Annotated in this window: 21 protein-coding genes; 19 read left to right on the forward strand and 2 right to left on the reverse strand. The window is 67.2% G+C overall.

Features of this window, described 5'->3' with window-relative positions; translation table 11 throughout:
• Positions 1 to 40 precede the first annotated feature (40 nt).
• From GFK26_RS10435 to GFK26_RS10450, 4 genes are all read left to right on the forward strand, one after another.
• Complete coding sequence (locus tag GFK26_RS10435; RefSeq protein ID WP_153281906.1) at positions 41 to 733, forward strand: HAD family hydrolase; 693 nt, start codon at positions 41 to 43, stop codon at positions 731 to 733.
• 98 nt (positions 734 to 831) lie between these two features.
• Positions 832 to 1158 carry a thioredoxin family protein gene (locus GFK26_RS10440; protein ID WP_153281907.1) on the forward strand — a complete coding sequence of 109 codons (327 nt, stop codon included), beginning with the start codon at positions 832 to 834 and terminating at the stop codon, positions 1156 to 1158.
• 40 nt (positions 1159 to 1198) lie between these two features.
• Complete coding sequence (locus GFK26_RS10445; RefSeq protein ID WP_153281908.1) at positions 1199 to 1672, forward strand: hypothetical protein; 474 nt, start codon at positions 1199 to 1201, stop codon at positions 1670 to 1672.
• Positions 1673 to 1942: 270 nt separating this feature from the next.
• Positions 1943 to 2908, forward strand: a complete 966-nt coding sequence (locus tag GFK26_RS10450) for a hypothetical protein (RefSeq protein ID WP_153281909.1) — start codon at positions 1943 to 1945, stop codon at positions 2906 to 2908.
• Between the two features lie 170 nt (positions 2909 to 3078).
• Here GFK26_RS10450 and GFK26_RS10455 read toward each other — a convergent pair whose 3' ends face one another.
• On the reverse strand, positions 3079 to 4107 hold the full coding sequence (locus GFK26_RS10455; RefSeq protein WP_153285920.1) for an AraC family transcriptional regulator: 1029 nt from the start codon (positions 4105 to 4107) through the stop codon (positions 3079 to 3081).
• A gap of 140 nt (positions 4108 to 4247) precedes the next feature.
• Here GFK26_RS10455 and GFK26_RS10460 point away from each other — a divergent pair, with 140 nt between their 5' ends.
• From GFK26_RS10460 to GFK26_RS10490, 7 genes are all read left to right on the forward strand, one after another.
• Positions 4248 to 5420, forward strand: coding sequence for an isovaleryl-CoA dehydrogenase (locus GFK26_RS10460; protein ID WP_153281910.1), 1173 nt, complete (start codon positions 4248 to 4250; stop codon positions 5418 to 5420).
• A gap of 142 nt (positions 5421 to 5562) precedes the next feature.
• The gene (locus GFK26_RS10465; RefSeq protein ID WP_153281911.1) at positions 5563 to 7245 is read left to right on the forward strand and encodes an AMP-binding protein; all 1683 of its coding nucleotides are present in this window, start codon (positions 5563 to 5565) and stop codon (positions 7243 to 7245) included.
• Positions 7242 to 8864 carry a carboxyl transferase domain-containing protein gene (locus tag GFK26_RS10470; RefSeq protein ID WP_099793203.1) on the forward strand — a complete coding sequence of 541 codons (1623 nt, stop codon included), beginning with the start codon at positions 7242 to 7244 and terminating at the stop codon, positions 8862 to 8864. The genes GFK26_RS10465 and GFK26_RS10470 overlap by 4 nt, the downstream gene beginning before the upstream one ends.
• A gap of 13 nt (positions 8865 to 8877) precedes the next feature.
• The gene (locus GFK26_RS10475) at positions 8878 to 9675 is read left to right on the forward strand and encodes an enoyl-CoA hydratase/isomerase family protein (protein WP_153281912.1); all 798 of its coding nucleotides are present in this window, start codon (positions 8878 to 8880) and stop codon (positions 9673 to 9675) included.
• 20 nt (positions 9676 to 9695) lie between these two features.
• The gene (locus GFK26_RS10480; protein ID WP_062478695.1) at positions 9696 to 10367 is read left to right on the forward strand and encodes a DUF4126 domain-containing protein; all 672 of its coding nucleotides are present in this window, start codon (positions 9696 to 9698) and stop codon (positions 10365 to 10367) included.
• 110 nt (positions 10368 to 10477) lie between these two features.
• Complete coding sequence (locus GFK26_RS10485) at positions 10478 to 12478, forward strand: acetyl-CoA carboxylase biotin carboxylase subunit (RefSeq protein ID WP_153281913.1); 2001 nt, start codon at positions 10478 to 10480, stop codon at positions 12476 to 12478.
• 59 nt (positions 12479 to 12537) lie between these two features.
• Positions 12538 to 13506 (forward strand): DUF4349 domain-containing protein, encoded by a 969-nt coding sequence (locus GFK26_RS10490; RefSeq protein WP_194274062.1) that lies wholly within the window; start codon positions 12538 to 12540, stop codon positions 13504 to 13506.
• A 25-nt stretch (positions 13507 to 13531) separates the two neighbouring features.
• Here GFK26_RS10490 and GFK26_RS10495 read toward each other — a convergent pair whose 3' ends face one another.
• Complete coding sequence (locus GFK26_RS10495; RefSeq protein ID WP_153281914.1) at positions 13532 to 13846, reverse strand: EthD family reductase; 315 nt, start codon at positions 13844 to 13846, stop codon at positions 13532 to 13534.
• Positions 13847 to 13933: 87 nt separating this feature from the next.
• On the opposite strand from GFK26_RS10495, the gene GFK26_RS10500 reads away from it, so the two are divergent.
• The 8 genes from GFK26_RS10500 to GFK26_RS10535 all read left to right on the forward strand — a co-directional run bounded on the left by GFK26_RS10500 (position 13934) and on the right by GFK26_RS10535 (position 21178).
• Positions 13934 to 14854: a 2-hydroxyacid dehydrogenase gene (locus GFK26_RS10500; protein ID WP_153281915.1), complete on the forward strand. Its 921-nt coding sequence runs from the start codon at positions 13934 to 13936 to the stop codon at positions 14852 to 14854.
• Between the two features lie 93 nt (positions 14855 to 14947).
• The gene (locus GFK26_RS10505) at positions 14948 to 15697 is read left to right on the forward strand and encodes an IclR family transcriptional regulator (protein ID WP_153281916.1); all 750 of its coding nucleotides are present in this window, start codon (positions 14948 to 14950) and stop codon (positions 15695 to 15697) included.
• On the forward strand, positions 15694 to 16098 hold the full coding sequence (locus tag GFK26_RS10510; protein ID WP_153281917.1) for a cupin domain-containing protein: 405 nt from the start codon (positions 15694 to 15696) through the stop codon (positions 16096 to 16098). The genes GFK26_RS10505 and GFK26_RS10510 overlap by 4 nt, the downstream gene beginning before the upstream one ends.
• A 24-nt stretch (positions 16099 to 16122) precedes the next feature.
• Complete coding sequence (locus GFK26_RS10515; protein ID WP_153281918.1) at positions 16123 to 17136, forward strand: Bug family tripartite tricarboxylate transporter substrate binding protein; 1014 nt, start codon at positions 16123 to 16125, stop codon at positions 17134 to 17136.
• A 256-nt stretch (positions 17137 to 17392) separates the two neighbouring features.
• Complete coding sequence (locus GFK26_RS10520; RefSeq protein ID WP_153281919.1) at positions 17393 to 18619, forward strand: CaiB/BaiF CoA transferase family protein; 1227 nt, start codon at positions 17393 to 17395, stop codon at positions 18617 to 18619.
• Positions 18616 to 19785, forward strand: coding sequence for an acyl-CoA dehydrogenase family protein (locus GFK26_RS10525; protein ID WP_153281920.1), 1170 nt, complete (start codon positions 18616 to 18618; stop codon positions 19783 to 19785). Before GFK26_RS10520 ends, GFK26_RS10525 begins: the two co-directional genes overlap by 4 nt.
• Positions 19786 to 19794: 9 nt before the next feature.
• Positions 19795 to 20091: an acylphosphatase gene (locus GFK26_RS10530; protein ID WP_153281921.1), complete on the forward strand. Its 297-nt coding sequence runs from the start codon at positions 19795 to 19797 to the stop codon at positions 20089 to 20091.
• 166 nt (positions 20092 to 20257) lie between these two features.
• Positions 20258 to 21178, forward strand: a complete 921-nt coding sequence (locus GFK26_RS10535; protein ID WP_153281922.1) for a hydroxymethylglutaryl-CoA lyase — start codon at positions 20258 to 20260, stop codon at positions 21176 to 21178.
• The last annotated feature ends 47 nt before the right edge of the window (positions 21179 to 21225 follow it).

Here is a 21225-nt window from a genome sequence, read left to right on the forward strand (position 1 = left end):
TTGCTACCATGGGGCCAGACCCCTGAACTCCTGCCTCGCAATGACCCCTTTCCCCTTTTCCGCCGTTCTCTTCGATTGCGACGGCGTGCTCGTCGATTCCGAGCCCATCACCAACCGCGTGCTCGCCGAAATGCTCGGCGAACTCGGCTGGCACCTGACGCCGACGGAGTCGATGGACATCTTCACCGGCAAGGCCGTGAAAGACGAAACGGCGCTCATCGAGGCGAAGACCGGCTTCAGGATCACCGACGACTGGCTGCGCGGCTTCCGCGCCCGCCGCAACGAGGCGCTCGACCGCGACCTCGTCGCCATTCCCCACGCGCCCGCCGCCATCCGCGAGATTCACACGCGGCTCAAGGGCCGCATCGCCTGCGCCTCGGGCGCCGACCGCCACAAGGTCGAGCTGCAACTGGCCAAGGTCGGCCTGCTCGACTGCTTCGAGGGCCGCATCTTCAGCGGCCACGAGATGCCGCGTTCCAAGCCGTATCCCGACGTGTACCTGGCCGCGGCCGAAGCGCTCGGTGTCGACCCCAGGCGCTGTGCGGTGGTCGAAGACACGGTCACCGGCGCCACGGCCGGCGTGGCCGCGGGTGCCACGGTGTTCGGCTACAGCACGGGCGAGTCGGGCCACAGTGGCCCCGGCGCGTTGCGCGGCGCGGGTGCCGTGGCCGTGTTCAGCGACATGACCGAGCTGCCCGCGTTGCTGGCCAGCTACGGCCTGCAGGCGGCCTGAGTTTCTGGTGCAATGACGTTCGCCGTCAGCGTGTGTCGCGCCTGCCGCGCACACGCGTCTCTTCCACCGCTTTCTCACGTTTCGCAAGGACTTCGCCCATGACCTCCGAATACCAGACCGAGCAACCCGACCGCAGCGAGATCGACGCGCTCCAGGGCCCGGCCGTGGTGGAGTTCGGCACCAACTGGTGCGGCATCTGCAAGGCCGCGCAGCCGAACATCGCCGAGGCTTTTGCCAAGTTTCCGAATGTGCGCCGCATCAAGGTGGAAGACGGCAGCGGCCGCCCGCTGGGGCGTTCGTTCAACGTGCGGCTGTGGCCCACGCTGGTGTTCATGCGCGACGGGCAACAGGTCGCGAAGCTGGTGCGTCCGGAAGACAGCCAGTCGATCGTGGATGCGCTGGCGTTGATCGACAGGCCGGCCTGACTGCGCACCAATCCGCCCTGTCGCACAGGCGCTGCGAATCATGAACACCGAACTGCACAGGCTTGCCAGAGGGGCTGACCTGGAGGCGCAGGCCCAGGCACCTTTGCGTCTGCGGTTCGGCCTGGCCTGCGTCCGGCGCGTGCGGCACCTGCTGGAGTCGCCGGAGGCGATCGAAGGACTCGACACGCTCGAAGCCTTTCTTGACGGCCGGGTCAGCCCGGAGGCGCTGGCGCAGGCCGTGCAGCAGATGGCCGTGGTGGCCGGCAGTCACCCGGGCTCGCGCTCCCTCGATGGGGCGGCCCATGCGGCGGTGTCTGCGACCTATGCCGTGTCCCAGGCGGTGGCCGGCCGCGCGCTGCAGGCTGCGGCGTACGCGGCCTACGCCACGGTCTACGCCTACGGAGGCTACGCGGTCACCGATCCCGAGGCCTTCGCGGAAGAGTTCGCGTGGCAGGTCTCGGCGTTCCGCGCGCTGAGCGAAGACGGGTCGGGGCTGGCCGCGCCAGCAGGTTGATCCCGAGTCTCGGCGGGGCATGAAACGCCCGCGCGGGCGCAGAATTTCCGCGTTCGGTCTGCGCGTGCAAGCCCACCGGTGCGGTCAACTTGACTCCGCAAGGCGAATGCATGGATATGCACAGTCGCGCTGCAGGTGAACGGTGACCCCCTTTCGACGTCGCTGCAAGATCTCTCAAAAAGTAAGGACATCATGGAACGCCCATTCCTGCCTCTATCGAGGGGAACGCCGCCTGAGGAATTCACGCTCCGTGTTTACTGTTCCCCAGCGATGCAACTCTCCATTCAACCCAGTGGAGAGACGCTCGGGTTTACCGTAGTGGGGAGGCTTGTAGATGCTTCGATCGATGGCAACGGCGCGTTGGTATTGATCGCGAGAGGTTTTCCGGCGGCGAATGCCGCAAGGAGTTTTTTCCCTGTGTTGCAACGAGCGGTTGCTTTAGCGGGGGTGAATGGGCGGTTGGCTGTCAACATGCCTTTAGAGATTTCTGAGACCAAAGTGTCTGACTTTGGTTTTTGGGAGGGGCAGGAGGATGTCGTAGAGCACGGGTGGCCAGCAACGCAGCTACCCAATCCCCTTGTTATTTACAACGAGGGGGCATGGGTTTATCCGGAGCATGAGTATGTTGCTCTGGCAAAGAGCTTCCGCATCGTTCCCACCTTTCTTACCGACATCGTACAAATTACGAAAGAGCTGAAGGATGCTTCCACACAGCTACCGCAGCAAGCAAGACCGGTAGATCGGGAGGTCTTGATCGCCGCGTCGTTTCTTGCACATGGAAGTCGATCGACACTGCACGTGTGGAGATTTCTGATCGCAGTCACTGGACTGGAGATGCTTGCGGATCGACAGCAAGCGGGAGAAAAAACCAAGCAGGCCATTGAACTCCTGCGGGAAGAGATCGATGCGAAGTACGCGCAGACGCCATCGGTTCAAGTCGACTGGTTGAAGAATGCGATTCGAGGCGCAAAAGAACAATCCATCGGCGCCGCTGTAAGGGACTTGGTCGTCAACTGGTGCGCTCCGGGCAAGGCGAAGAATCCATTGCATCAGTTTTTCACCGACGAGGGCGACTGCAAGAAAAAGGTGTCGGCACTTTACGCGCTCCGATCTCAATATGTGCATAGCGGTCGAGTGACACAGGAAAAGGATCTCAAGCGCTATTCCTTTTTCGAACTCGCAAGCGTAGCGACCGCTTCTTTGCATCACATCCTCAACGAAATGCTGCGCGGGTAGCCGAACTTGCTCAAGTGGGAGGTCGGAGCAATCTTCCTTTGCTCACCGCGCAGGAGCTCGGCCTCGAGGCTGATGTCGCCGCTGGCGATGAATTCGGCGCTGATCCAGTTTCGCCTGCTGATGGCGCAGGCAGTGGAGGCCGTAGGCGCGGCCGAGGTTCAGGGCGCGCCCTACAACCCCAACTGCCGAAAATCCCGCGGCGCGTGCCCCGTCCACTGCAGGAACGCACGCGAAAAACTCTTCTCGTTGCGAAACCCGACCGCCAGTGCCACCTGCTTGATCGGCCGCGTGGTCCGGCGCAGCTGCTCCACCGCGAGCTCGTGCCGCACCTCGTTCTTCAGCACCTGCAGCGAGGTGCCCTCTTCATGCAGCTGCCGGTGCAGCGTGCGCCCCGACACGTTCAGCAGCCCCGCCAGCGCCTCGGCCGTGGTCGCCTCGCCGGCGCGCGCGCGCAGCAGTTCGCGCACGCGCTGGCCCAGCAGGCGGTCGCGGCGGTACTGCAGCACCGTGAGTGGCAGGGCGCGCTTGAGCATGGTGCGCAGCGCGCGCTCGTCGCGCAGCAGCGGCAGCGCCAGGTAGCGCTCGTCGAAGCTGATGCTGGCCTGCGGCGCGTCGAAGTGCACGTCGGGCGTGAACATCAGTGGGTAGGCGTCGTGGTGCGGCGGCGCCGCGAACGGAAAGGTGGCCTGGCGCAGCGAGATGCGCGAGTCGATGGCCCAGCACACGTAGCCGTGCATGAAACGCAGGCTCGTCACCAGGCAGAACTCGCGGAACGCCGGATCGAGCGGGCGGTTCTCGGTGATGCGCAGCGTGGCGACGCCGCCGGTCACTTCCAGCGCGAGCGTGATGTCTTCGGTCAGCAGGCGGTGGTGGCGGCACCAGCGCTTGATGGCCACGCCCAGGTCGGGCGAGGTCAGCGAGGCGCGGCACAGCATGCCGTAGCTGCCCCAGGGCAGGCGGCGCGAGAACCAGCCCAGCGCCTCGTCGTCCAGCTCCTGCATGGCGTGGCCCGACAGCGCCTCGAACTGCGCGGCCGTCACCCGAGCGCCGGGGCGGTTCAGTTCGCGCGGCGCGATCTGTGCCGCCTGCAGGGCCTGCGCCGGGTCCTTGCCATAGCGGGCATACCCTTGCACGATGGCTCGCACGAAGGCCATCGGCGTGACGGCGCGGGCGGGTCGCAGGAAGGCGGGAGACGACAAGGTTGAGTGCATCGGTCGTGGCGCAATTTGCAACCATTGTGGCGCCAATTGCGGCACGACGAGGCGTAAGCTGCGGCTTTTCAAGCGCCATTCCGCGCGGGCAGCCCTGCGCGCCGACCCCCTCAGAGGAGACAAGACTCATGCACGATTTCGGCCTCAACTTCGACCTGGGCGAGGACATCGACGCGCTGCGCAGCGCGATCCAGGACTTCGCCGCCCACGAAATCGCGCCCCGCGCCGCCGAGATCGATCGCGACAACCTGTTCCCGCACGACCTGTGGCAAAAGCTCGGCGAGCTGGGCCTGCACGGCATGACGGTGAAGGAAGAGTTCGGCGGCACCGAGTTGGGCTACCTGGCCCACATCGTGGCCATGGAAGAAGTCTCGCGCGCCTCGGCCTCGGTGGGCCTGTCGTACGGCGCGCACTCCAACCTGTGCGTGAACCAGATCCACCGCAACGGCAGCGACGCGCAAAAGAAGAAGTACCTGCCCAAGCTGGTGAGCGGCGAGCACGTGGGCGCGCTGGCCATGAGCGAGCCCAACGCCGGCTCCGACGTGGTGAGCATGAAGCTCAAGGCCGACAAGAAGGACGGCTACTACGTGCTCAACGGCGGCAAGATGTGGATCACCAACGGCGGCGACGCCGACACGCTGGTCATCTACGCCAAGACCGAACCCGAAATGGGCGCGCGCGGCATGACCGCCTTCATCGTCGAAAAGAACTTCAAGGGCTTCTCGGCTGGCACCAAGCTCGACAAGCTCGGCATGCGCGGCTCCAACACGTACCCGCTGTTCTTCGACAACTGCGAAGTGCCCGAAGAGAACGTGCTCGGCGGCGAAGGCATGGGCGCCAAGGTGCTGATGAGCGGCCTCGACTACGAGCGCGCCGTGCTCTCGGGCGGCCCGCTGGGCATCATGGCCGCCTGCATGGACGCCGTGATTCCGTACATCCACGAGCGCCAGCAGTTCGGCCAGAGCATCGGCGAGTTCCAGCTGATGCAGGGCAAGATCGCCGACATGTACTCGACCTGGCAGGCCACCCGCGCCTACGTGTACGCCGTGGGCAAGGCCTGCGACCGCAACGACCACGCGCGCACCTTCCGCAAGGACGCGGCCGGCGCCATCCTGTACTCGGCCGAGAAGGCGACCTGGATGGCCGGCGAGGCGGTCCAGACGCTGGGCGGCGTGGGCTACACCAAGGACTTCCCGGTCGAGCGGCTGTGGCGCGACGCCAAGCTGTACGAGATCGGCGCGGGCACGAGCGAAGTGCGCCGCATGCTGATCGGGCGCGAGCTGTTCAGCGAAACGGCCTGAGCTGTTTTTCTCCCTCCCCGCTGGGGAGGGCAGGGGTGGGGGCAAGCGGCGTCCGATGAAGCACAGCGCCGAACAAACGCCGCTTGCCCCCATCCCAACCTTCCCCCGGAAGGGGAAGGAGCAAGTCAAGGAGACAAGGAACATGAGCATGACTGCTGCGTTGACCGAGAGCTACGGCAAGGGCGCCACCAACGTCCCCCTCATCGAACACCCCATCGGCGACTTCTTCGACGACATGGTCGCCAGGCAGCCCGAGCGCGAAGCCCTCGTCAGCCGCCACGAAGGCCAGCGCTTCACCTACCGCGAACTGCAGACCGCGTCGAACAAGCTGGCCAGCGCGCTGCTGAACCTGGGACTCGTGCCCGGCGACCGCGTGGGCATCTGGTCGCACAACAACGTGCCGTGGGTGCTGATGCAGATCGCGACCGCCAAGGTCGGCCTGATCCTCGTGAACATCAACCCCGCCTACCGCACCTCGGAGCTCGAGTACGCGCTCAACAAGGTCGGTTGCAAGGCGCTGGTGACGATGGCGCAGTTCAAGACCAGCGACTACCTGGGCATGCTGCGCGAGCTGGGCCCGGCGAAGCTGCCGCAGCTGCTGCACACCTTCTGGATCGACGCCAAGCCCGGCCAAGGTGACGAGCAGCCCGGCATGCGCCGCTTCAGCGAGCTGCTGGCCAGCGGGGATCCGGCCGATGCGCGCGTGGCCGCGACGCAGAAGACGCTGAAGGCCACCGACCCGATCAACATCCAGTTCACCAGCGGCACCACGGGCTTCCCCAAGGGCGCGACGCTCACGCACCGCAACATCCTGAACAACGGCTTCTTCATCGGCGAGTGCATGAAGCTCACGCCGGATGACCGCCTGTGCATTCCGGTGCCGCTGTACCACTGCTTCGGCATGGTGCTGGGCAACCTGGCCTGCCTCACGCACGGCTCGGCCATCGTGTACCCGAACGACGGTTTCGATCCGCTCACGGTGCTCGAAACCGTGCAGGCCGAAAAATGCACGGGCCTGCATGGCGTGCCCACGATGTTCATCGCCGAGCTCGACCACCCGCGCTTCAAGGAGTTCGATCTGTCGACCTTGCGCACCGGCATCATGGCCGGCTCGCCGTGCCCGACCGAGGTGATGAAGCGCGTGGTCGACCAGATGCATCTGAACGAAATCACCATCGCCTACGGCATGACCGAAACCAGCCCCGTGAGCTGCCAGAGCAGCACAGACACGCCGCTGGACAAGCGCGTGTCGACCGTGGGCACGGTGCAGCCGCACCTCGAGGTGAAGATCATCGACCCCGAGACCGGCGCGGTCATGCCCATCGGCAAGTCGGGCGAGCTGTGCACGCGCGGCTACTCGGTGATGCACGGCTACTGGGAAGACGAACCCCGGACGCGCGAAGCCATCGACGCCGAGCGCTGGATGCACACCGGCGACCTCGCCACGATGGACGCCGAGGGCTACGTGAACATCGTCGGCCGCATCAAGGACCTGGTGATCCGCGGCGGCGAGAACATCTACCCGCGCGAGATCGAAGAATTTTTGTACCGCCACCCGAAGGTGCAGGACGTGCAGGTGGTCGGCCTGCCCGACAGGAAGTACGGCGAAGAGCTGTGCGCCTGGATCATCGTCAAGCCCGGCCAGACGGCCACGGACACCGAGATCCGCGATTTCTGCAAAGGGCAGATCGCGCACTACAAGGTGCCGAAGTACATCCAGTTCGTCTCCGAGTTCCCGATGACGGTGACCGGCAAGATCCAGAAATTCAAGATCCGCGATGCCATGACCGAGCAACTCGGTCTCACGCAAGAAAAGACAGCATGAGCAAACTCGAAACCAAACTCAACGCTCGGTCCGCCGACTTCCAGGCCAATGCGGCCGCGATGCGTGCGCTGGTCGACGACCTGCAAAAGCAGTTCGCCAAAGTGGAGCAGGGCGGCGGCGAGGCCGCGCGCGCCAAGCACACGGCGCGCGGCAAGCTGCTGCCGCGCGACCGCGTGGCCGAGCTGCTCGACCCGGGCACGCCCTTCCTCGAAATCGCGCCGCTGGCCGCGCATGCGATGTACCTCGACGGCAAGGGGGCCGAGTCGGCTCCGGGCGCCGGCATCATCACCGGCATCGGCCGCGTGAACGGTGTCGACTGCATGATCGTGTGCAACGACGCGACCGTGAAGGGCGGCACCTACTACCCGTTGACCGTCAAGAAGCACCTGCGCGCGCAGGAGATCGCCGAGCAGAACCGCCTGCCCTGCATCTACCTCGTGGACTCGGGCGGCGCCAACCTGCCGAACCAGGACGAGGTGTTTCCGGACCGCGACCACTTCGGCCGCATCTTCTACAACCAGGCCAACATGAGCGCCCAGGGCATTCCGCAGATCGCGGTGGTCATGGGCTCGTGCACGGCCGGCGGCGCGTACGTGCCGGCGATGAGCGACGAATCGATCATCGTGAAGAACCAGGGCACCATCTTCCTGGGCGGCCCACCGCTCGTGAAGGCCGCGACGGGCGAGGTCGTGTCGGCCGAAGACCTGGGCGGCGGCGACGTGCACACGCGCCTGTCGGGCGTGGTCGATCACCTGGCGCAGAACGACTTGCACGCGCTGGCGCTCGCGCGCTCGGCGGTGGCCAACCTGAATGCGAAGTCGGCAGAGAAGCCCGACGGCGCCGCGGTGCGCGCGCCCGAGTTCCCGCGCGAAGAGCTGTACGGCGTGATCCCCACCGACACGCGCAAGCCCTTCGATGTGCGCGAGATCATTGCGCGCATCGTCGACGGCAGCGAGTTCCACGAGTTCAAGGCCCGATTCGGCGCCACGCTGGTCTGCGGCTTTGCCGAGATCGAGGGCATGCCGGTCGGCATCATCGCGAACAACGGCATCCTGTTCAGCGAGTCGGCGCAGAAGGGCGCGCACTTCATCGAGCTGTGCTGCCAGCGCAAGATCCCGCTGGTGTTCCTGCAGAACATCACCGGCTTCATGGTGGGCCGCAAGTACGAGAACGAAGGCATCGCGCGCCACGGCGCCAAGATGGTGACGGCCGTGGCCACGGCCAACGTGCCCAAGTTCACGATCATCATCGGCGGCAGCTTCGGCGCCGGCAACTACGGCATGTGCGGCCGCGCGTACAGCCCGCGCTTCCTCTGGATGTGGCCCAACGCGCGCATCAGCGTGATGGGCGGCGAGCAGGCCGCGAGCGTGCTGGCCACGGTGAAACGCGACGGCATCGAACTGAAGGGCGGCAGCTGGAGCGCCGACGAAGAAGAAGCCTTCAAGGCGCCGATCCGCCAACAGTACGAAGACCAGGGCCACCCCTACTACGCCACCGCGCGCCTGTGGGACGACGGCATCATCGATCCGGCCGACACGCGCCGCGTGCTCGCACTGGGCCTGGCCGCGTCGCGAAACGCGCCGATCCCCGAGCCCAAGTTCGGCATCTTCCGCATGTGACGAGGGCCACCGCATGAGCAGCACCTTCACCAAGCTGAACCTCGCCATCGACGGCGCGGTCGCGCGCATCTGGCTCGACCAGCCCGACGCGCGCAACGCCTTCGACGACGTCGTGATCGCCGAGCTGACGCAGGCTTTTCTCGAAGCCGGCGGCGCGCCGCAGGTCAAGGCCATCGTGCTCGGCGCGAACGGCCCGGCCTTCTGCGCGGGCGCCAACCTCAACTGGATGCGCCGCATGGCCGACTACACGCGGGACGAGAACCTCGCCGACGCGGGCAAGCTGGCCGACATGCTGCGCACCATCGCCGAGTGCCCCAAGCCCACCATCGCGCGCGTGCAGGGCGATGTGTACGCCGGTGGCATGGGGCTCGTGGCCGCCTGCGACATGGCCGTGAGCGTCGACACCGCGTGGTACTGCCTCAGCGAAGTGAAGATCGGCCTCGTGCCCGCGACCATCAGCCCGTACGTGCTGCGCGCCATGGGCCCGCGCGCGTCGCAGCGCTACTTCCTCACGGCCGAACGCTTCACCGCCGCCGAGGCGCACCGCATCGGCTTCGTGCATGAAGTGGTCGCGGCCGATGCGCTCGACGCCAAGGTCGATGAACTCGTCAAGGCGCTCACCGGCGCCAGCCCCGCGGCCGTGCGCGCCTGCAAGCAGCTGATCGCCGACGTGGCCGGCCGCGAAATCGACGGCGCGCTCATCGCGAAGACGGTCGAAGGCATCGCCGACATCCGTTCGAGCGACGAAGGCCGCGAGGGCGTGCAGGCCTTCCTGCAGAAGCGCAAGCCGTCCTGGCTCGCCGCCAGCTGACAGCCACGCAAGGACTCGCCATGAACGCACTCGACATGCCGCAACTGCTCGCACTGGCCGCCGCCATCGGCTGGGCCAGCGGCGTGCGCCTGTACCTCGTCGTGCTGTTGACCGGCCTGGTTGGCTACTTCGGCTGGGTGCCGCTGCCTTCGGGGCTGCAGATGCTCGCGCATCCGATCGTGCTGGCGGTCAGCGGCTTCATGGTGTTCGTCGAGTTCTTCGCCGACAAGATCCCCGGCCTCGACTCGCTCTGGGACGTGGTGCACACGGCGATCCGCATCCCCGCCGGCGCGGCGCTCGCGGCCAGCGTGTTCGGTGCCGACCACGGCGCGATGGCCGTCGTCGCGGCGCTGCTGGGCGGTGGCTTCGCGGCCACGGCGCATGCGGCCAAGGCCACCACGCGCGCGGCCATCAACACCTCGCCCGAACCGTTCTCGAACGTCGGGGCGTCGCTGGTCGAAGACTCGATGGTGCCGGCCGGGCTGTGGCTCGCGGTGGCGCATCCGCTGGTCTTTCTCGTGCTGTTCGTCTTCGTGCTCGTGCTCAGCGTGTGGCTCATCCGCAAGAGCTGGCGTTTTCTGCGCGCGCTGTTCAGCCGCGTGGCACGCATCTTCAGTGGCCGGCCCGATCCGGGCGTCACGTCCGCTTTTCAACTGAAAAAGAATCCTCCGGGAGACACCCCTAATGTTTAAGAAGATCCTGATTGCCAATCGTGGTGACCAGCCGCGAAGCGGCGCAGCGGCGAAGCCAAATCGCATGGCACGCGCAGCGTGCTCAGGCAATTTCACCGCGAAAGTCCACCATGTTTAAGAAGATCCTGATTGCGAATCGCGGTGAAATTGCCTGCCGTGTTGCCGCAACCGCACGCCGCATGGCCGTTCGCACCGTGGCGGTGTACTCCGATGCCGACGCGCACGCCAACCATGTGCGCGCCTGCGACGAGTCCGTGTACCTCGGCGGCAGCGCCCCGAAGGACAGCTACCTGCGCTGGGAAAAGATCCTCGAAGCCGCCAAGGCCACGGGCGCCGAAGCCGTGCACCCGGGCTACGGCTTCCTCAGCGAGAACGAAGAGTTCGCACAGGCCTGCGCCGACGCCGGCCTGGCCTTCATCGGCCCGCCGCCCTCGGCGATCAAGGCCATGGGCCTGAAGGCCGAGTCGAAGCAGCTGATGGAAAAGGCCGGCGTGCCGCTGGTGCCCGGCTACCACGGCCACGACCAGGACCCGGCGCTGCTGCAGCGCGAGGCCGACCGCATCGGCTACCCGGTGCTCATCAAGGCCAGCGCCGGCGGCGGTGGCAAGGGCATGCGCGCGGTCGACAAGGCCGCGGACTTCGAGGCCGCGCTGGCCTCGTGCAAGCGCGAGGCCATCAACAGCTTCGGCGACGACGCGGTGCTGATCGAGAAGTACGTGCAGCGCCCGCGCCACATCGAGATCCAGGTGTTCGGCGACACGCAGGGCAACTACGTGTACCTGTTCGAGCGCGACTGCTCGGTGCAGCGCCGCCACCAGAAGGTGCTCGAAGAAGCGCCCGCGCCCGGCATGACCGAGGCGATGCGCAAGGAAATGGGCGATGCGGCCGTGGCTGCGGCGCGCGCCGTGAACTACGTCGGTGCGGGCACGGTCGAGTTCATCGTCGAGCAGCGCGAAGGCGGCGAAATGAACTTCTTCTTCATGGAGATGAACACGCGCCTGCAGGTGGAGCACCCGGTGACCGAAGCCATCACTGGCCTCGACCTCGTCGAATGGCAGCTGCGCGTGGCCTCGGGCGAGCCGCTGCCCGCCAAGCAATCGGAGCTGCAGATTCACGGCCACGCCATCGAGGCGCGCATCTGCGCCGAGAACCCCGACAACAACTTCCTGCCCGCCACCGGCACCTTGCGCGTGTACCGCAAGCCGCAGGCCACGGCCTTCCAGCGCAGCCGCGTGCGCATCGACGACGGCGTGCGCGAGGGCGGCGAGATCTCGCCCTTCTACGACTCGATGATCGCCAAGCTCATCGTGCACGGCAGCACGCGCGCCGAAGCGCTGGCCCGGCTCGACGCTGCGCTGGCGCAAGTGCAGATCGTGGGCGTGTCGACCAACGTGCAGTTCCTGCGCGGCATTTTGGCGACCGAGTCGTTCTCGAAGGCGAACCTCGACACTGCGCTCATCGAGCGCGAGCGCGCCGTGCTGTTCGACCGCGAGCCGCTGGGCCTGCCGCTGGCCGCGGCTGCCGCCATCACGCGCACGCTGGTCACCGAAGCACCGGTCGGCGTGCCCGACCCCTTCGAGCGCCGCGACGGCTGGCGCGCGCATGGCGAGTACAAGCGCCGCTTCGACTTCGAGTTCCGCGGCACCGAGCACAGCGCGCTGCTGACCTACCGCCGCGACGGCGGCCTGAACCTCGAAGTGGGCGGCGTCAATGGCCCGCTGACGGTCGGCCGTTTTCCCACGGGCGAGTTCGAGCTCGAATTCGCGGGCACGCGCCAGACCCTCGACGTGCACCTGGACGGCGCCACCGCCCACGTGTTCGCGTCGAAGGGCGCCACGCGCCTCACCGCCATCGACCGCCTCGCCCACGCGGGCGACACCCACGCCGAAGGCGGCCGCCTCACGGCGCCGATGCCCGGCAAGGTCGTGTCCTTCGCGGTCAAGGCGGGCGACAAGGTCAGCCGCGGCCAGCCGCTGGCCGTGATGGAAGCCATGAAGATGGAGCACACCATCGCCGCGCCCGCCGACGGCACGGTGGAAGAACTGATGTTCTCGCCGGGCGAGCAGGTGGCGGAAGGCGACGAATTGTTGCGAATGGCTGCGGCGGCTTAACCCCGTTGCGGACGCTGGTCCGTATCAGCGGTGGTAGTCATTCTTTTCAAGGAGTCCTGATGACCCGCCGCACCCTTTCCGTGTCGACACCCCGCGCTGCCATGCGCCACCGCGCAGGCGCCGTCCTGCTGGCCCTGGCGGCCGCCCTGTCGCTGGCCGGCTGCGACCGCCAGCACAGTGCCGAGTCGGCCGCGCCGGCCTCAGCGCCTGCGCCCATGCAGGCACCGCCGATGGGCTATGGCGGTGCCATGAAAGTGCAGCGGGCGAGCGCGCCGCAAGCCGAAATCGCCGCGTCGCAGTCCGACGAGGCGCGGGGCGGCAGCGGCGAGACCGCGTTGCAACGCTTCCTGGCCGTGCGGCAGGACCTGAATGTCGAAGTGCCGGCCGAGCAGCTGGCCGACGCCTGGGGCAAGGTGCGCGACCTGTGCGGCACGCTGAAGTGCGAGCTGCTGTCTTCGTCGCTGCTGCGCGAGACGCCGCAGCAGCCGGGCAACGCCCTGCTCGAGATGCGCGTCGAACCTGCCGACGTCGACAAGCTGCTCGGCGGCCTGGCCGGCGTGGCGAACGTGGTCTCGCACACCACCACCAGCGAGGACAAGACCTCCGAGGTGATCGACGTCGAGGCCCGCATCAAGAACCGCACCGAGTTCCGCGACAGCCTGCGCGTCATGCTGCGCGACACCGTCACCAAGCGCACCATGGCTGACCTGCTGGCGATCCAGCGCACGCTGTCGGACACGCAAGCCGAACTCGACGCCATCGCCACGCAGCGCAAGGTGCTCGCGCAGCAGACCAGCAAGCAGCACATCCAGATCCAGTTCACGCCCAAGCGCGCGCTGGTGAGCGGCAGCGACGGCTACAGCCCGATGGCGCACGCGCTGCGCAACGCCGGCGACGTGCTGGCCGAAAGCGTGGGCGCGCTCATCACCTTCGTGGCTGCGGCGCTGCCGTGGCTGCTGCTGGTGGTGCTGCCCATGGGATGGTTGGTGCGGGTGCTGTGGCGCCGTCGCCGGACGGGCAAGGCCTGAGTCCGGTCAGAAGCGCAGTGGTGCGTCAGCCCACCACCACTTCGCTGATCTGCATCACCGGCACGATGTCGGTGTAGTTCTTGATGTCGCCCTGGATCTCCTTCATGTGCGGGCCGAAGGCCTTCTGGAAGGACTCGACCGATTCGGCGAACACGTGGCACATGCCGACATACGTGGGCGGCGAACCCGGTGCGCCGCCGCCCAGGCCCTTGTCGATGGTGTACGAGAGGCAGGCGTCGCCCATGCGGGCCTTGAGCATGGGCATGTGCTGGTCGCGGTAGTAGTCGTGGTCGAACCGCGCGCCGGGGGTGTGGGGGTACATCACGCTGACTTTGATCATTTGAGGTGTCTCCTGGGTGGCTGAATGCGGTCGAGCATAGGGGAGGGCGCGCAGCGCAACAAGCCGGTGCCTTCTAAGATGGCGCCCATGCGAATCTCTGTCTACCTCACCGACAACCGTCCCGATCCCTGGATCAATGGCCTGAAGGCCGAACTCCCCGAAGCCACCATCGAAGCCTGGACGCCCGGCGCGCCGCAGGCCGACCACGGCGTGGTGTGGGCGCCTCCGCAGCAGTTTCTCGACGAGCAGCCGAACCTGCGCGGCCTCTTCAACATCGGCGCGGGCGTCGATGCGCTGCTCAAGCTCAAGGTGCCGGCGAACACGCGCATCGTGCGGCTCGACGACGCGGGCATGTCGGTGCAGATGGCCGAGTACGTGTGCCACACGCTCATTCGCCACTTTCGCGAGTTCGACGTGTACGAGGCCGATGCGCGCGAGGGCAAGTGGAGCTACCGCAAGCCGAAGCTGCGGCGCGATTTTCCGGTCGGCATCATGGGCCTGGGCGTGCTCGGCGAGCGCGTGGCCAAGGCGGTGGCGCAGTTTGAATTTCCGGTGCTCGGCTGGAGCCGTTCGCCCAAGACGCTCGACGGCGTGCAGGTGTTCAGCGGCGAGGCGCAGTTCGACGAGTTCCTGGCCTCCACGCGCGTGCTGGTCAACCTGCTGCCGCTGACCGAGTCCACGCGCGGCATCCTGAACCGCACGACGCTGGGCAAGCTCAAGCCCGAGGGCTACCTCATCAGCATTGCGCGCGGCGGCCACCTGGTCGAAGACGACCTGATCCCGATGCTCGACGCCGGCCAGCTTGCGGGCGCGACGCTCGACGTGTTCCAGGTCGAGCCGCTGCCGGCCGACCATGCCTTCTGGCGCCACCCGAAGATCACCGTGACGCCGCACGGCTCGGCGCGCACGCTGCGCGAGGAGTCCATTGCGCAGATCGCCGGAAAGATCCGCGCGATGGAGCAGGGGCTGCCGATCGCCGGCATCGTCGATCCCGTCCGGGGCTACTGACGCCCCTGCGCCGCCGACGACGAACCGGCTGAAACGCGGCCGGCGGGGGAAAACCCCGACGCTTTTGTTTTTCACATACGAGAAAATTTCTTCATGGTTGTGAAAACAGCGTTTCGCGTGATCGAGATCGTCGAGCTCTTCGCCCGGGAGAAGCAGCCGCTGGCGCTGTCCGAGATGGCGCGGCTGCTCGAGATGCCGGTGTCCAGCTGCCTGGGCCTGATCCGCACCCTCGAAGAGCAGGGCTACATGTACGAGACCGGCCGCCGCCAGGGCTACTACCCGACGGGTCGGCTGCTGGCGATGGCGCAGGTCATCGCCGCGCACGACCCGGTGCTCGACCGGGTGAAGGCCACGCTCGAAGAGCTGCGCGACGCCGCGGGCGAAACCGTGGTGTTCGGCAAGTTCCGCGACGCGGAAAACGTCGTCTATCTCGACGTGCTGAGCGCGCCGCAGCGCATCCGCTACACGGCCGAGTCGGGCGAAACGCGGCCCGCGTATGCCAATTCGATGGGCCGCGCGCTGCTCTCCACGCTCACACCCGAGGCGCGCCGCAAACTGCTCGACGGCATGACGCTCGCGCCGTTGACCGACGCCACGCTCACCACCGCCGACGCCATCGAGGCCGAGCTGCAGCGCGGCGCCGCGCGCGGCTGGTACGGCAACCTCGGCGAAAGCATTCCCGACCTGATCGGCCTGGCCTGGCCGCTGCGCATCGGCGGCGAGGCCTATGCGATCTCGGTGGCCGGCCCGCGCTACCGCATGGAAGCGCGCATCGACGACATCGCCGCGATGCTGCGCGCGGCCTGCCTCGCGATCGAACCCAAGACGGAGAACCCCCGATGACTGCAACCGCCACCGCAACCACTGCTGCGCGCTACTTCGTCCGCGAAGACGAGATCACCGGCTACCACCCGGCCAACCACACCGGCACGCTGAACAAGCGCCTCATCGGCCCCGAGACAGTGGGCGCCAAGCAGCTCGAGGTGCTGGTGGGTCACATCCAGAAGGGCAAGGGCGCGCTGCCGCATGCGCACCCGGGCATCGAACAGGTCTGCTACGTGCTTGAAGGCCGCGCGGTCGCCGAGGTGGGCGGTCAGCGGCAGGAGCTGCATCCTGGCGACAGCTGCTTTTTTCCGGCCGACGCGATGCACACCTTCACGGTGGTGAGCGACGAGCCGGTGCGCGTGCTGGTGATCTACAGCCCGCCGTACGAGGAATCGCCGGAGCGCGTGATCCGGCCCTGAACGACAACCCCCGGAGACACAACCATGCAGACGAAGAACGCGACAGAAACAGTCGCGGTGGAAAGCCGCCGCCGTTTCATTTCCATCGGCGCTGCCGCGGGCCTCGCGGGCACCGCGCCCTGGGCCTTTGCGCAGGACGGCGGCTACCCGAAGCAGCCGATCAAGCTGATCGTGCCCTTCGCCGCCGGCAGCGGCACCGACGCGGTGGCGCGCATCACCGCGCAGATGCTGGGCGAGGCGCTCAAGGGCTCGGTGATCGTCGACAACCGCGCCGGCGCCAGCGGCGTGATCGCCGCCGAGCTGGTGGCCAAGGCGCCGCCCGACGGCTACACGCTCTTCATGACGACCAACACCACGCACTCGGCCAACCCGAGCCTGATGAAGTCGCTGCCCTACGACCCGGTGAAAGACTTCGCGCCCGTGAGCCGCATGGGCAACCTGCCGTTCATGCTGGTGGTGAACAACGACCTGCCCGTGAAGAGCGTCGCCGAGCTGCTGGCCTGGGGCCGTGCGCATCCCGGCAAGCTGACCTATGCGAGCGGCAACAGCACCGGCATCGTGAGCGGCGCCACGCTGTCGCGCATGAGCGGCATCCCGATGCTGCACGTGCCCTACAAGAGCACACCGCCGGCCATCGCCGACCTCATCGGCGGTCAGGTGTCGATGATGGTGGTCGACCTCGCGGCGGGGCTCGCCACGGTCAAGGCCGGCAAGATGCGCGCGATTGCGGTCACCACGCAGGAGCGCACCAAGCTCTTTCCCGAACTGCCGCCGCTGGCCGACACGCCCGAGCTCAAGGGCTTCGACATCACCTCGTGGAACGGCGTGTTCGCGCCGGCCGGCACGCCGCGCGACGTCGTGCTGAAGCTCAACAAGGCGCTGTCGGAGATGGCGAACGGTGCGGTGTTTCGCGAGCGCGTGAGCAGGCTGGGCTTCGATGCGTTCGGCAGCACGCCGGAAGAGCTGGGTGCGTTCACCGTGTCGGAGCTGGCGAAGTGGAAGAAGCTGATTCAGGCTGCGGGCATTCAACCGGAATGACAGGCGTCCTGCATTTGCATTTCTCCCTCCCCTCTGGGGAGGGCAGGGTGGGGGCAAGCGGCGTACCCATCGCGCGCTCTGCCTGCCCCATCCCAACCTTCCCCAGAGGGGAAGGAGCAATGCGGGTGCATCAGCTGTCTTTCTCCCTCCCCCGCTGGGGGAGGGCAGGGGTGGGGGCAAGCGGCGTGTCCATCGGGCGCTCTGCCTGCCCCCATCCCAGCCTTCCCCCAGAGGGGGAAGGAGCCAACACCAAGTCATGAACACCACCGGACCACTTCAGGGCATCCGCATCCTCGACCTCACGGCCGTGGTGATGGGCCCGTACGCCACGCAGACGCTCGGCGACCTCGGCGCCGACATCATCAAGGTCGAGCCGCCCTCCGGCGACAACCTGCGCGCCGTCGGCCCGATGCGCCATGCCGGCATGGGCGCGATGGCGATGCACCTGAACCGCAACAAGCGCTCCATCGTGCTCGACCTCAAGCAGCCCGAAGGCCGCGAGGCCTGCCTGCGGCTCGCGGCGGGTTGCGATGCGCTCATCTACAACACGCGCCCGCAGGCGATGGCGCGGCTGGGGCTCGGCTACGAGGCCGTCGCCGCGGTCAATCCGAAGATCGTCTACCTCGGCGCGTTCGGCTACGGCGAAGAAGGTCCGTATGCCGGCAAGCCCGCCTACGACGACCTGATCCAGGGCGCGGCCGGTGTCGCCTCGCTCTTCGCGCAGCAAAGCGGCGGTGCGCCGCGCTACGCGCCCGTCACGCTCGCCGACCGCGCCGTGGGCCTGCAGGCGGCCATCGCGCTGCTGGCTGCGGTGCTCAGCGCGCAGCGCACCGGCCAGGGCCAGGCGGTGGAAGTGCCGATGTTCGAGGCGCTCTCGCAGTTCGTCATGGGCGACCACCTCGGTGGCCACAGCTTCGAGCCGCCGCTCGGGCCCACCGGCTATGCGCGCCTGCTCGCGGAGCACCGCAAGCCCTACGCCACGGCCGACGGTTATCTTGGCGTGCTCATCTACAACGACAAGCACTGGCAAGCCTTCTTCGACGTGATCGGCCGGCCCGAGCTGCGCGCCTCGCCGATGTTCGGCACGCACACGGCGCGCGCCGCGAACATCGGTGCGGTCTATGCGTTCGTGGCCGAGGTGATGGCCACGCGCGGCAGCGACGAATGGATGGCGCTGTTGGAGGCGGCCGACATTCCGGTCGCGCGCCTGCACACGACCGAGAGCCTGCTCGACGACCCGCACCTGCGCGCCGTCGACTTTTTTCCCGAGTTCGACCATCCGACCGAAGGCCGCATCCGCACGCTCGCGCCCGTCGGCCGCTACAGCGCCACACCAGCAGCCATCCGCCGGCCCGCGCCGCGCATCGGCGAGCAGAGCGTCGAGCTGCTGCGCGAAGCGGGCTACGCGGACGAAGCTATCGACCGCATGCTCGCGCTCGGTGTCACGCTGCAGGCGGACCCCATGAAAGACGACAGCCCATGAATTTCTCCCTGAACGAAGACCAGCGCTCGCTCGTCGCGGCCATCGAGCGCCTGTGCGAAGACTTCCCCATCGACTACTGGCGCGACCACGACGACCGCGCCGTGTTCCCGCATGAATTCCACCGCGCCGTCGCCGAGAGCGGCTGGCTCGGCATCGCGATGCCCGAAGCGCAGGGCGGCGCGGGGCTCGGCATCACCGAGGCGGCGCTGATGATGCGTGCCATCAGCGCGTCGGGCGCGGGCATGTCGGGCGCGTCGTCGGTGCACATGAACATCTTCGGCCTCAACCCGGTGGTGGTGTTCGGCACCGAGGCGCAGCGCCAGCGCTTTTTGCCGCCGCTCATCGCGGGCACCGAGAAAGCCTGCTTCGCCGTGACCGAGCCCGACGCGGGGCTCGACACCACGAGCCTCAAGACGCAGGCGGTGCGCCAGCCGAACGGCAGCTACCTGCTGCACGGCCGCAAGATCTGGATCTCGACCGCGCAGGTGGCCGACCGCATGCTGATCCTCACGCGCACCACGCCCATCGACCAGGTGAAGAAGCCCACGCAGGGCCTCACGCTGTTCTACACGGCGCTGGACCGCAGCAAGGTCGAGGTGCGAGAGATCCACAAGCTGGGCCGTGCGGCGGTCGACTCCAACATGCTCTTCATCGACGGCCTCGAGGTGCCCGAAGAAGACCGCATCGGCGAGGAGGGCCGCGGCTTCGAATACATCCTGCACGGGCTGAACCCCGAGCGCATATTGATTGCGGCCGAAGCCATCGGCATCGGCCGCGCCGCGTTGCGCATCGCGGCGCAGTACGCGCAGGAGCGCGTGGTGTTCGGCCGGCCCATCGGCCAGAACCAGGGCGTGGCGCATCCGCTCGCGCGCGCCTGGGCGAACCTGGAAGCGGCCGACCTGATGGTCTTCAAGGCCGCCACGCTGTACGACGCGAACGAGCCCTGCGGCATCGAGGCCAACGCCGCCAAGTACCTCGCGGCCGAGGCGGCGCACGACGCCTGCCAGAACGCCGTGCTCACGCTCGGCGGCATGGGTTATGCGAAGGAATACCATGTCGAACGCCTGCTGCGCGAGAGCTACATTCCGCGCATCGCGCCGGTCAGCCCGCAGATGATCCTGAACTTCATCGCCGAAAAAGCACTGGGGCTGCCGAAGTCGTACTGACCACTGCTCATGAACGCCAACACCATCGTCACCCGCCATCTCGTCGTCCACGGCCTCGTGCAGGGCGTGGGCTACCGCTGGTCGATGGTGCAGGCGGCGCAGCGGCTCGGCGTGCGCGGCTGGGTGCGCAACCGGCGCGATGGCAACGTGGAAGCGCTCGTGGCCGGCGCCGCCGATGGGGTCGAAGCGCTGGTGCACTGGGCGCGCCAGGGGCCTGCCGGTGCGCGCGTGGATGCGGTCGATGTGAACGAGGCCGACGCCGCGGACGATCTGCCCGACGGCTTCGCGCAACGCGAAACCGTCTAGATCCGGCGTTTTTTCGTGCAGCCACCCGGTTGGCACCATTTGCAACCCCACAGGCGCGCATTGCTACCTTCTGCGACTTGTGTACCAAGCAGCGCAAGCCCATGTGTCAGACAATCGAAGCCGGTTTTTCAGCATCCTCCCGCGACAGCGACACCAGAGACATCCCATGAAACTCCCCACCCAGGTCAAGCTCGTCGACGTCGGTCCGCGCGACGGCCTCCAGAACGAAAAGCAACCCGTGTCCGCCGAGGTCAAGATCGGCCTCGTGCACCGCCTGCAGGACGCGGGCCTGAAGGAGATCGAGGTCACCAGCTTCGTCTCGCCCAAGTGGGTGCCGCAGATGGCCGACAACGCCGAGGTGATGCACGGCATCACGCGCAAGCCGGGCGTTCTCTACTCGGTGCTCACGCCCAACATGAAGGGCTTCGAGGCCGCCATTGCTGCGCCGCGCGAAGAATGGCCCGACGAGATCGTGGTGTTCGGCGCCGCGAGCGAGGCCTTCAGCCAGAAGAACATCAACTGCTCGATCGCCGAGAGCATCGAGCGCTTCGCGCCCGTGGTGGCAGCGGCGCTCGACAAGGGCATCCGAGTGCGTGGCGCGATGTCGTGCACCGTGGGCTGCCCCTACGAAGGCGAGATCGATCCGTCCAAGGTCGGCTACCTCGCGCAACTGATGAAGGGCATCGGCGTGCAGCGCGTGGACGTGGCAGACACCATCGGCGTGGGCACGCCGCGCAAGGTGCAAGCGGCGATGGAGGCCACGCTGGCGCACTTCGATGTCGATGCCATCTCCGGCCACTTCCACGACACCTACGGGCAGGCGCTGGTCAACACGCTGGCGGCGCTCGAACTGGGTGTGTGGAACTTCCAGTCGTCGTCGGCGGGCCTGGGCGGTTGCCCCTATGCCAAGGGCGCGACGGGCAACGTCGCGACCGAAGACGTGGTCTACATGCTGCACGGCATGGGCATCGCCACCGGCATCGACCTGGACAAGCTCATCGACGCGGGCGTGTACATCAGCGAAGCGCTGGGCCGCGAACCGAACTCGCGCGCCTCGAAGGCGATCCGCACCAAGCGCGCGGGCTGAGAGTAAGTGACGACGGATTGAGCTGGATAGGCAAGCCGGCTGTGAAA

It is taken from the genome of Variovorax paradoxus, assembly GCF_009498455.1.
Taxonomy (GTDB): Bacteria; Pseudomonadota; Gammaproteobacteria; order Burkholderiales; family Burkholderiaceae_C; genus Variovorax; species Variovorax paradoxus_H.

Coding starts and splice junctions, on each gene's coding strand:
- GFK26_RS10435 (WP_153281906.1), top strand. CDS start 41: ATGACCCCTTTCCCCTTTTCCGCCGTTCTCTTCGATTGCGACGGCGTG.
- GFK26_RS10445 (WP_153281908.1), top strand. CDS start 1,199: ATGAACACCGAACTGCACAGGCTTGCCAGAGGGGCTGACCTGGAGGCG.
- GFK26_RS10515 (WP_153281918.1), top strand. CDS start 16,123: ATGCAGACGAAGAACGCGACAGAAACAGTCGCGGTGGAAAGCCGCCGC.
- GFK26_RS10490 (WP_194274062.1), top strand. CDS start 12,538: ATGACCCGCCGCACCCTTTCCGTGTCGACACCCCGCGCTGCCATGCGC.
- GFK26_RS10470 (WP_099793203.1), top strand. CDS start 7,242: ATGAGCAAACTCGAAACCAAACTCAACGCTCGGTCCGCCGACTTCCAG.
- GFK26_RS10460 (WP_153281910.1), top strand. CDS start 4,248: ATGCACGATTTCGGCCTCAACTTCGACCTGGGCGAGGACATCGACGCG.
- GFK26_RS10510 (WP_153281917.1), top strand. CDS start 15,694: ATGACTGCAACCGCCACCGCAACCACTGCTGCGCGCTACTTCGTCCGC.
- GFK26_RS10530 (WP_153281921.1), top strand. CDS start 19,795: ATGAACGCCAACACCATCGTCACCCGCCATCTCGTCGTCCACGGCCTC.
- GFK26_RS10465 (WP_153281911.1), top strand. CDS start 5,563: ATGAGCATGACTGCTGCGTTGACCGAGAGCTACGGCAAGGGCGCCACC.
- GFK26_RS10495 (WP_153281914.1), bottom strand. CDS start 13,846: ATGATCAAAGTCAGCGTGATGTACCCCCACACCCCCGGCGCGCGGTTC.
- GFK26_RS10505 (WP_153281916.1), top strand. CDS start 14,948: ATGGTTGTGAAAACAGCGTTTCGCGTGATCGAGATCGTCGAGCTCTTC.
- GFK26_RS10535 (WP_153281922.1), top strand. CDS start 20,258: ATGAAACTCCCCACCCAGGTCAAGCTCGTCGACGTCGGTCCGCGCGAC.
- GFK26_RS10520 (WP_153281919.1), top strand. CDS start 17,393: ATGAACACCACCGGACCACTTCAGGGCATCCGCATCCTCGACCTCACG.
- GFK26_RS10480 (WP_062478695.1), top strand. CDS start 9,696: ATGAACGCACTCGACATGCCGCAACTGCTCGCACTGGCCGCCGCCATC.
- GFK26_RS10475 (WP_153281912.1), top strand. CDS start 8,878: ATGAGCAGCACCTTCACCAAGCTGAACCTCGCCATCGACGGCGCGGTC.
- GFK26_RS10450 (WP_153281909.1), top strand. CDS start 1,943: ATGCAACTCTCCATTCAACCCAGTGGAGAGACGCTCGGGTTTACCGTA.
- GFK26_RS10500 (WP_153281915.1), top strand. CDS start 13,934: ATGCGAATCTCTGTCTACCTCACCGACAACCGTCCCGATCCCTGGATC.
- GFK26_RS10485 (WP_153281913.1), top strand. CDS start 10,478: ATGTTTAAGAAGATCCTGATTGCGAATCGCGGTGAAATTGCCTGCCGT.
- GFK26_RS10525 (WP_153281920.1), top strand. CDS start 18,616: ATGAATTTCTCCCTGAACGAAGACCAGCGCTCGCTCGTCGCGGCCATC.
- GFK26_RS10440 (WP_153281907.1), top strand. CDS start 832: ATGACCTCCGAATACCAGACCGAGCAACCCGACCGCAGCGAGATCGAC.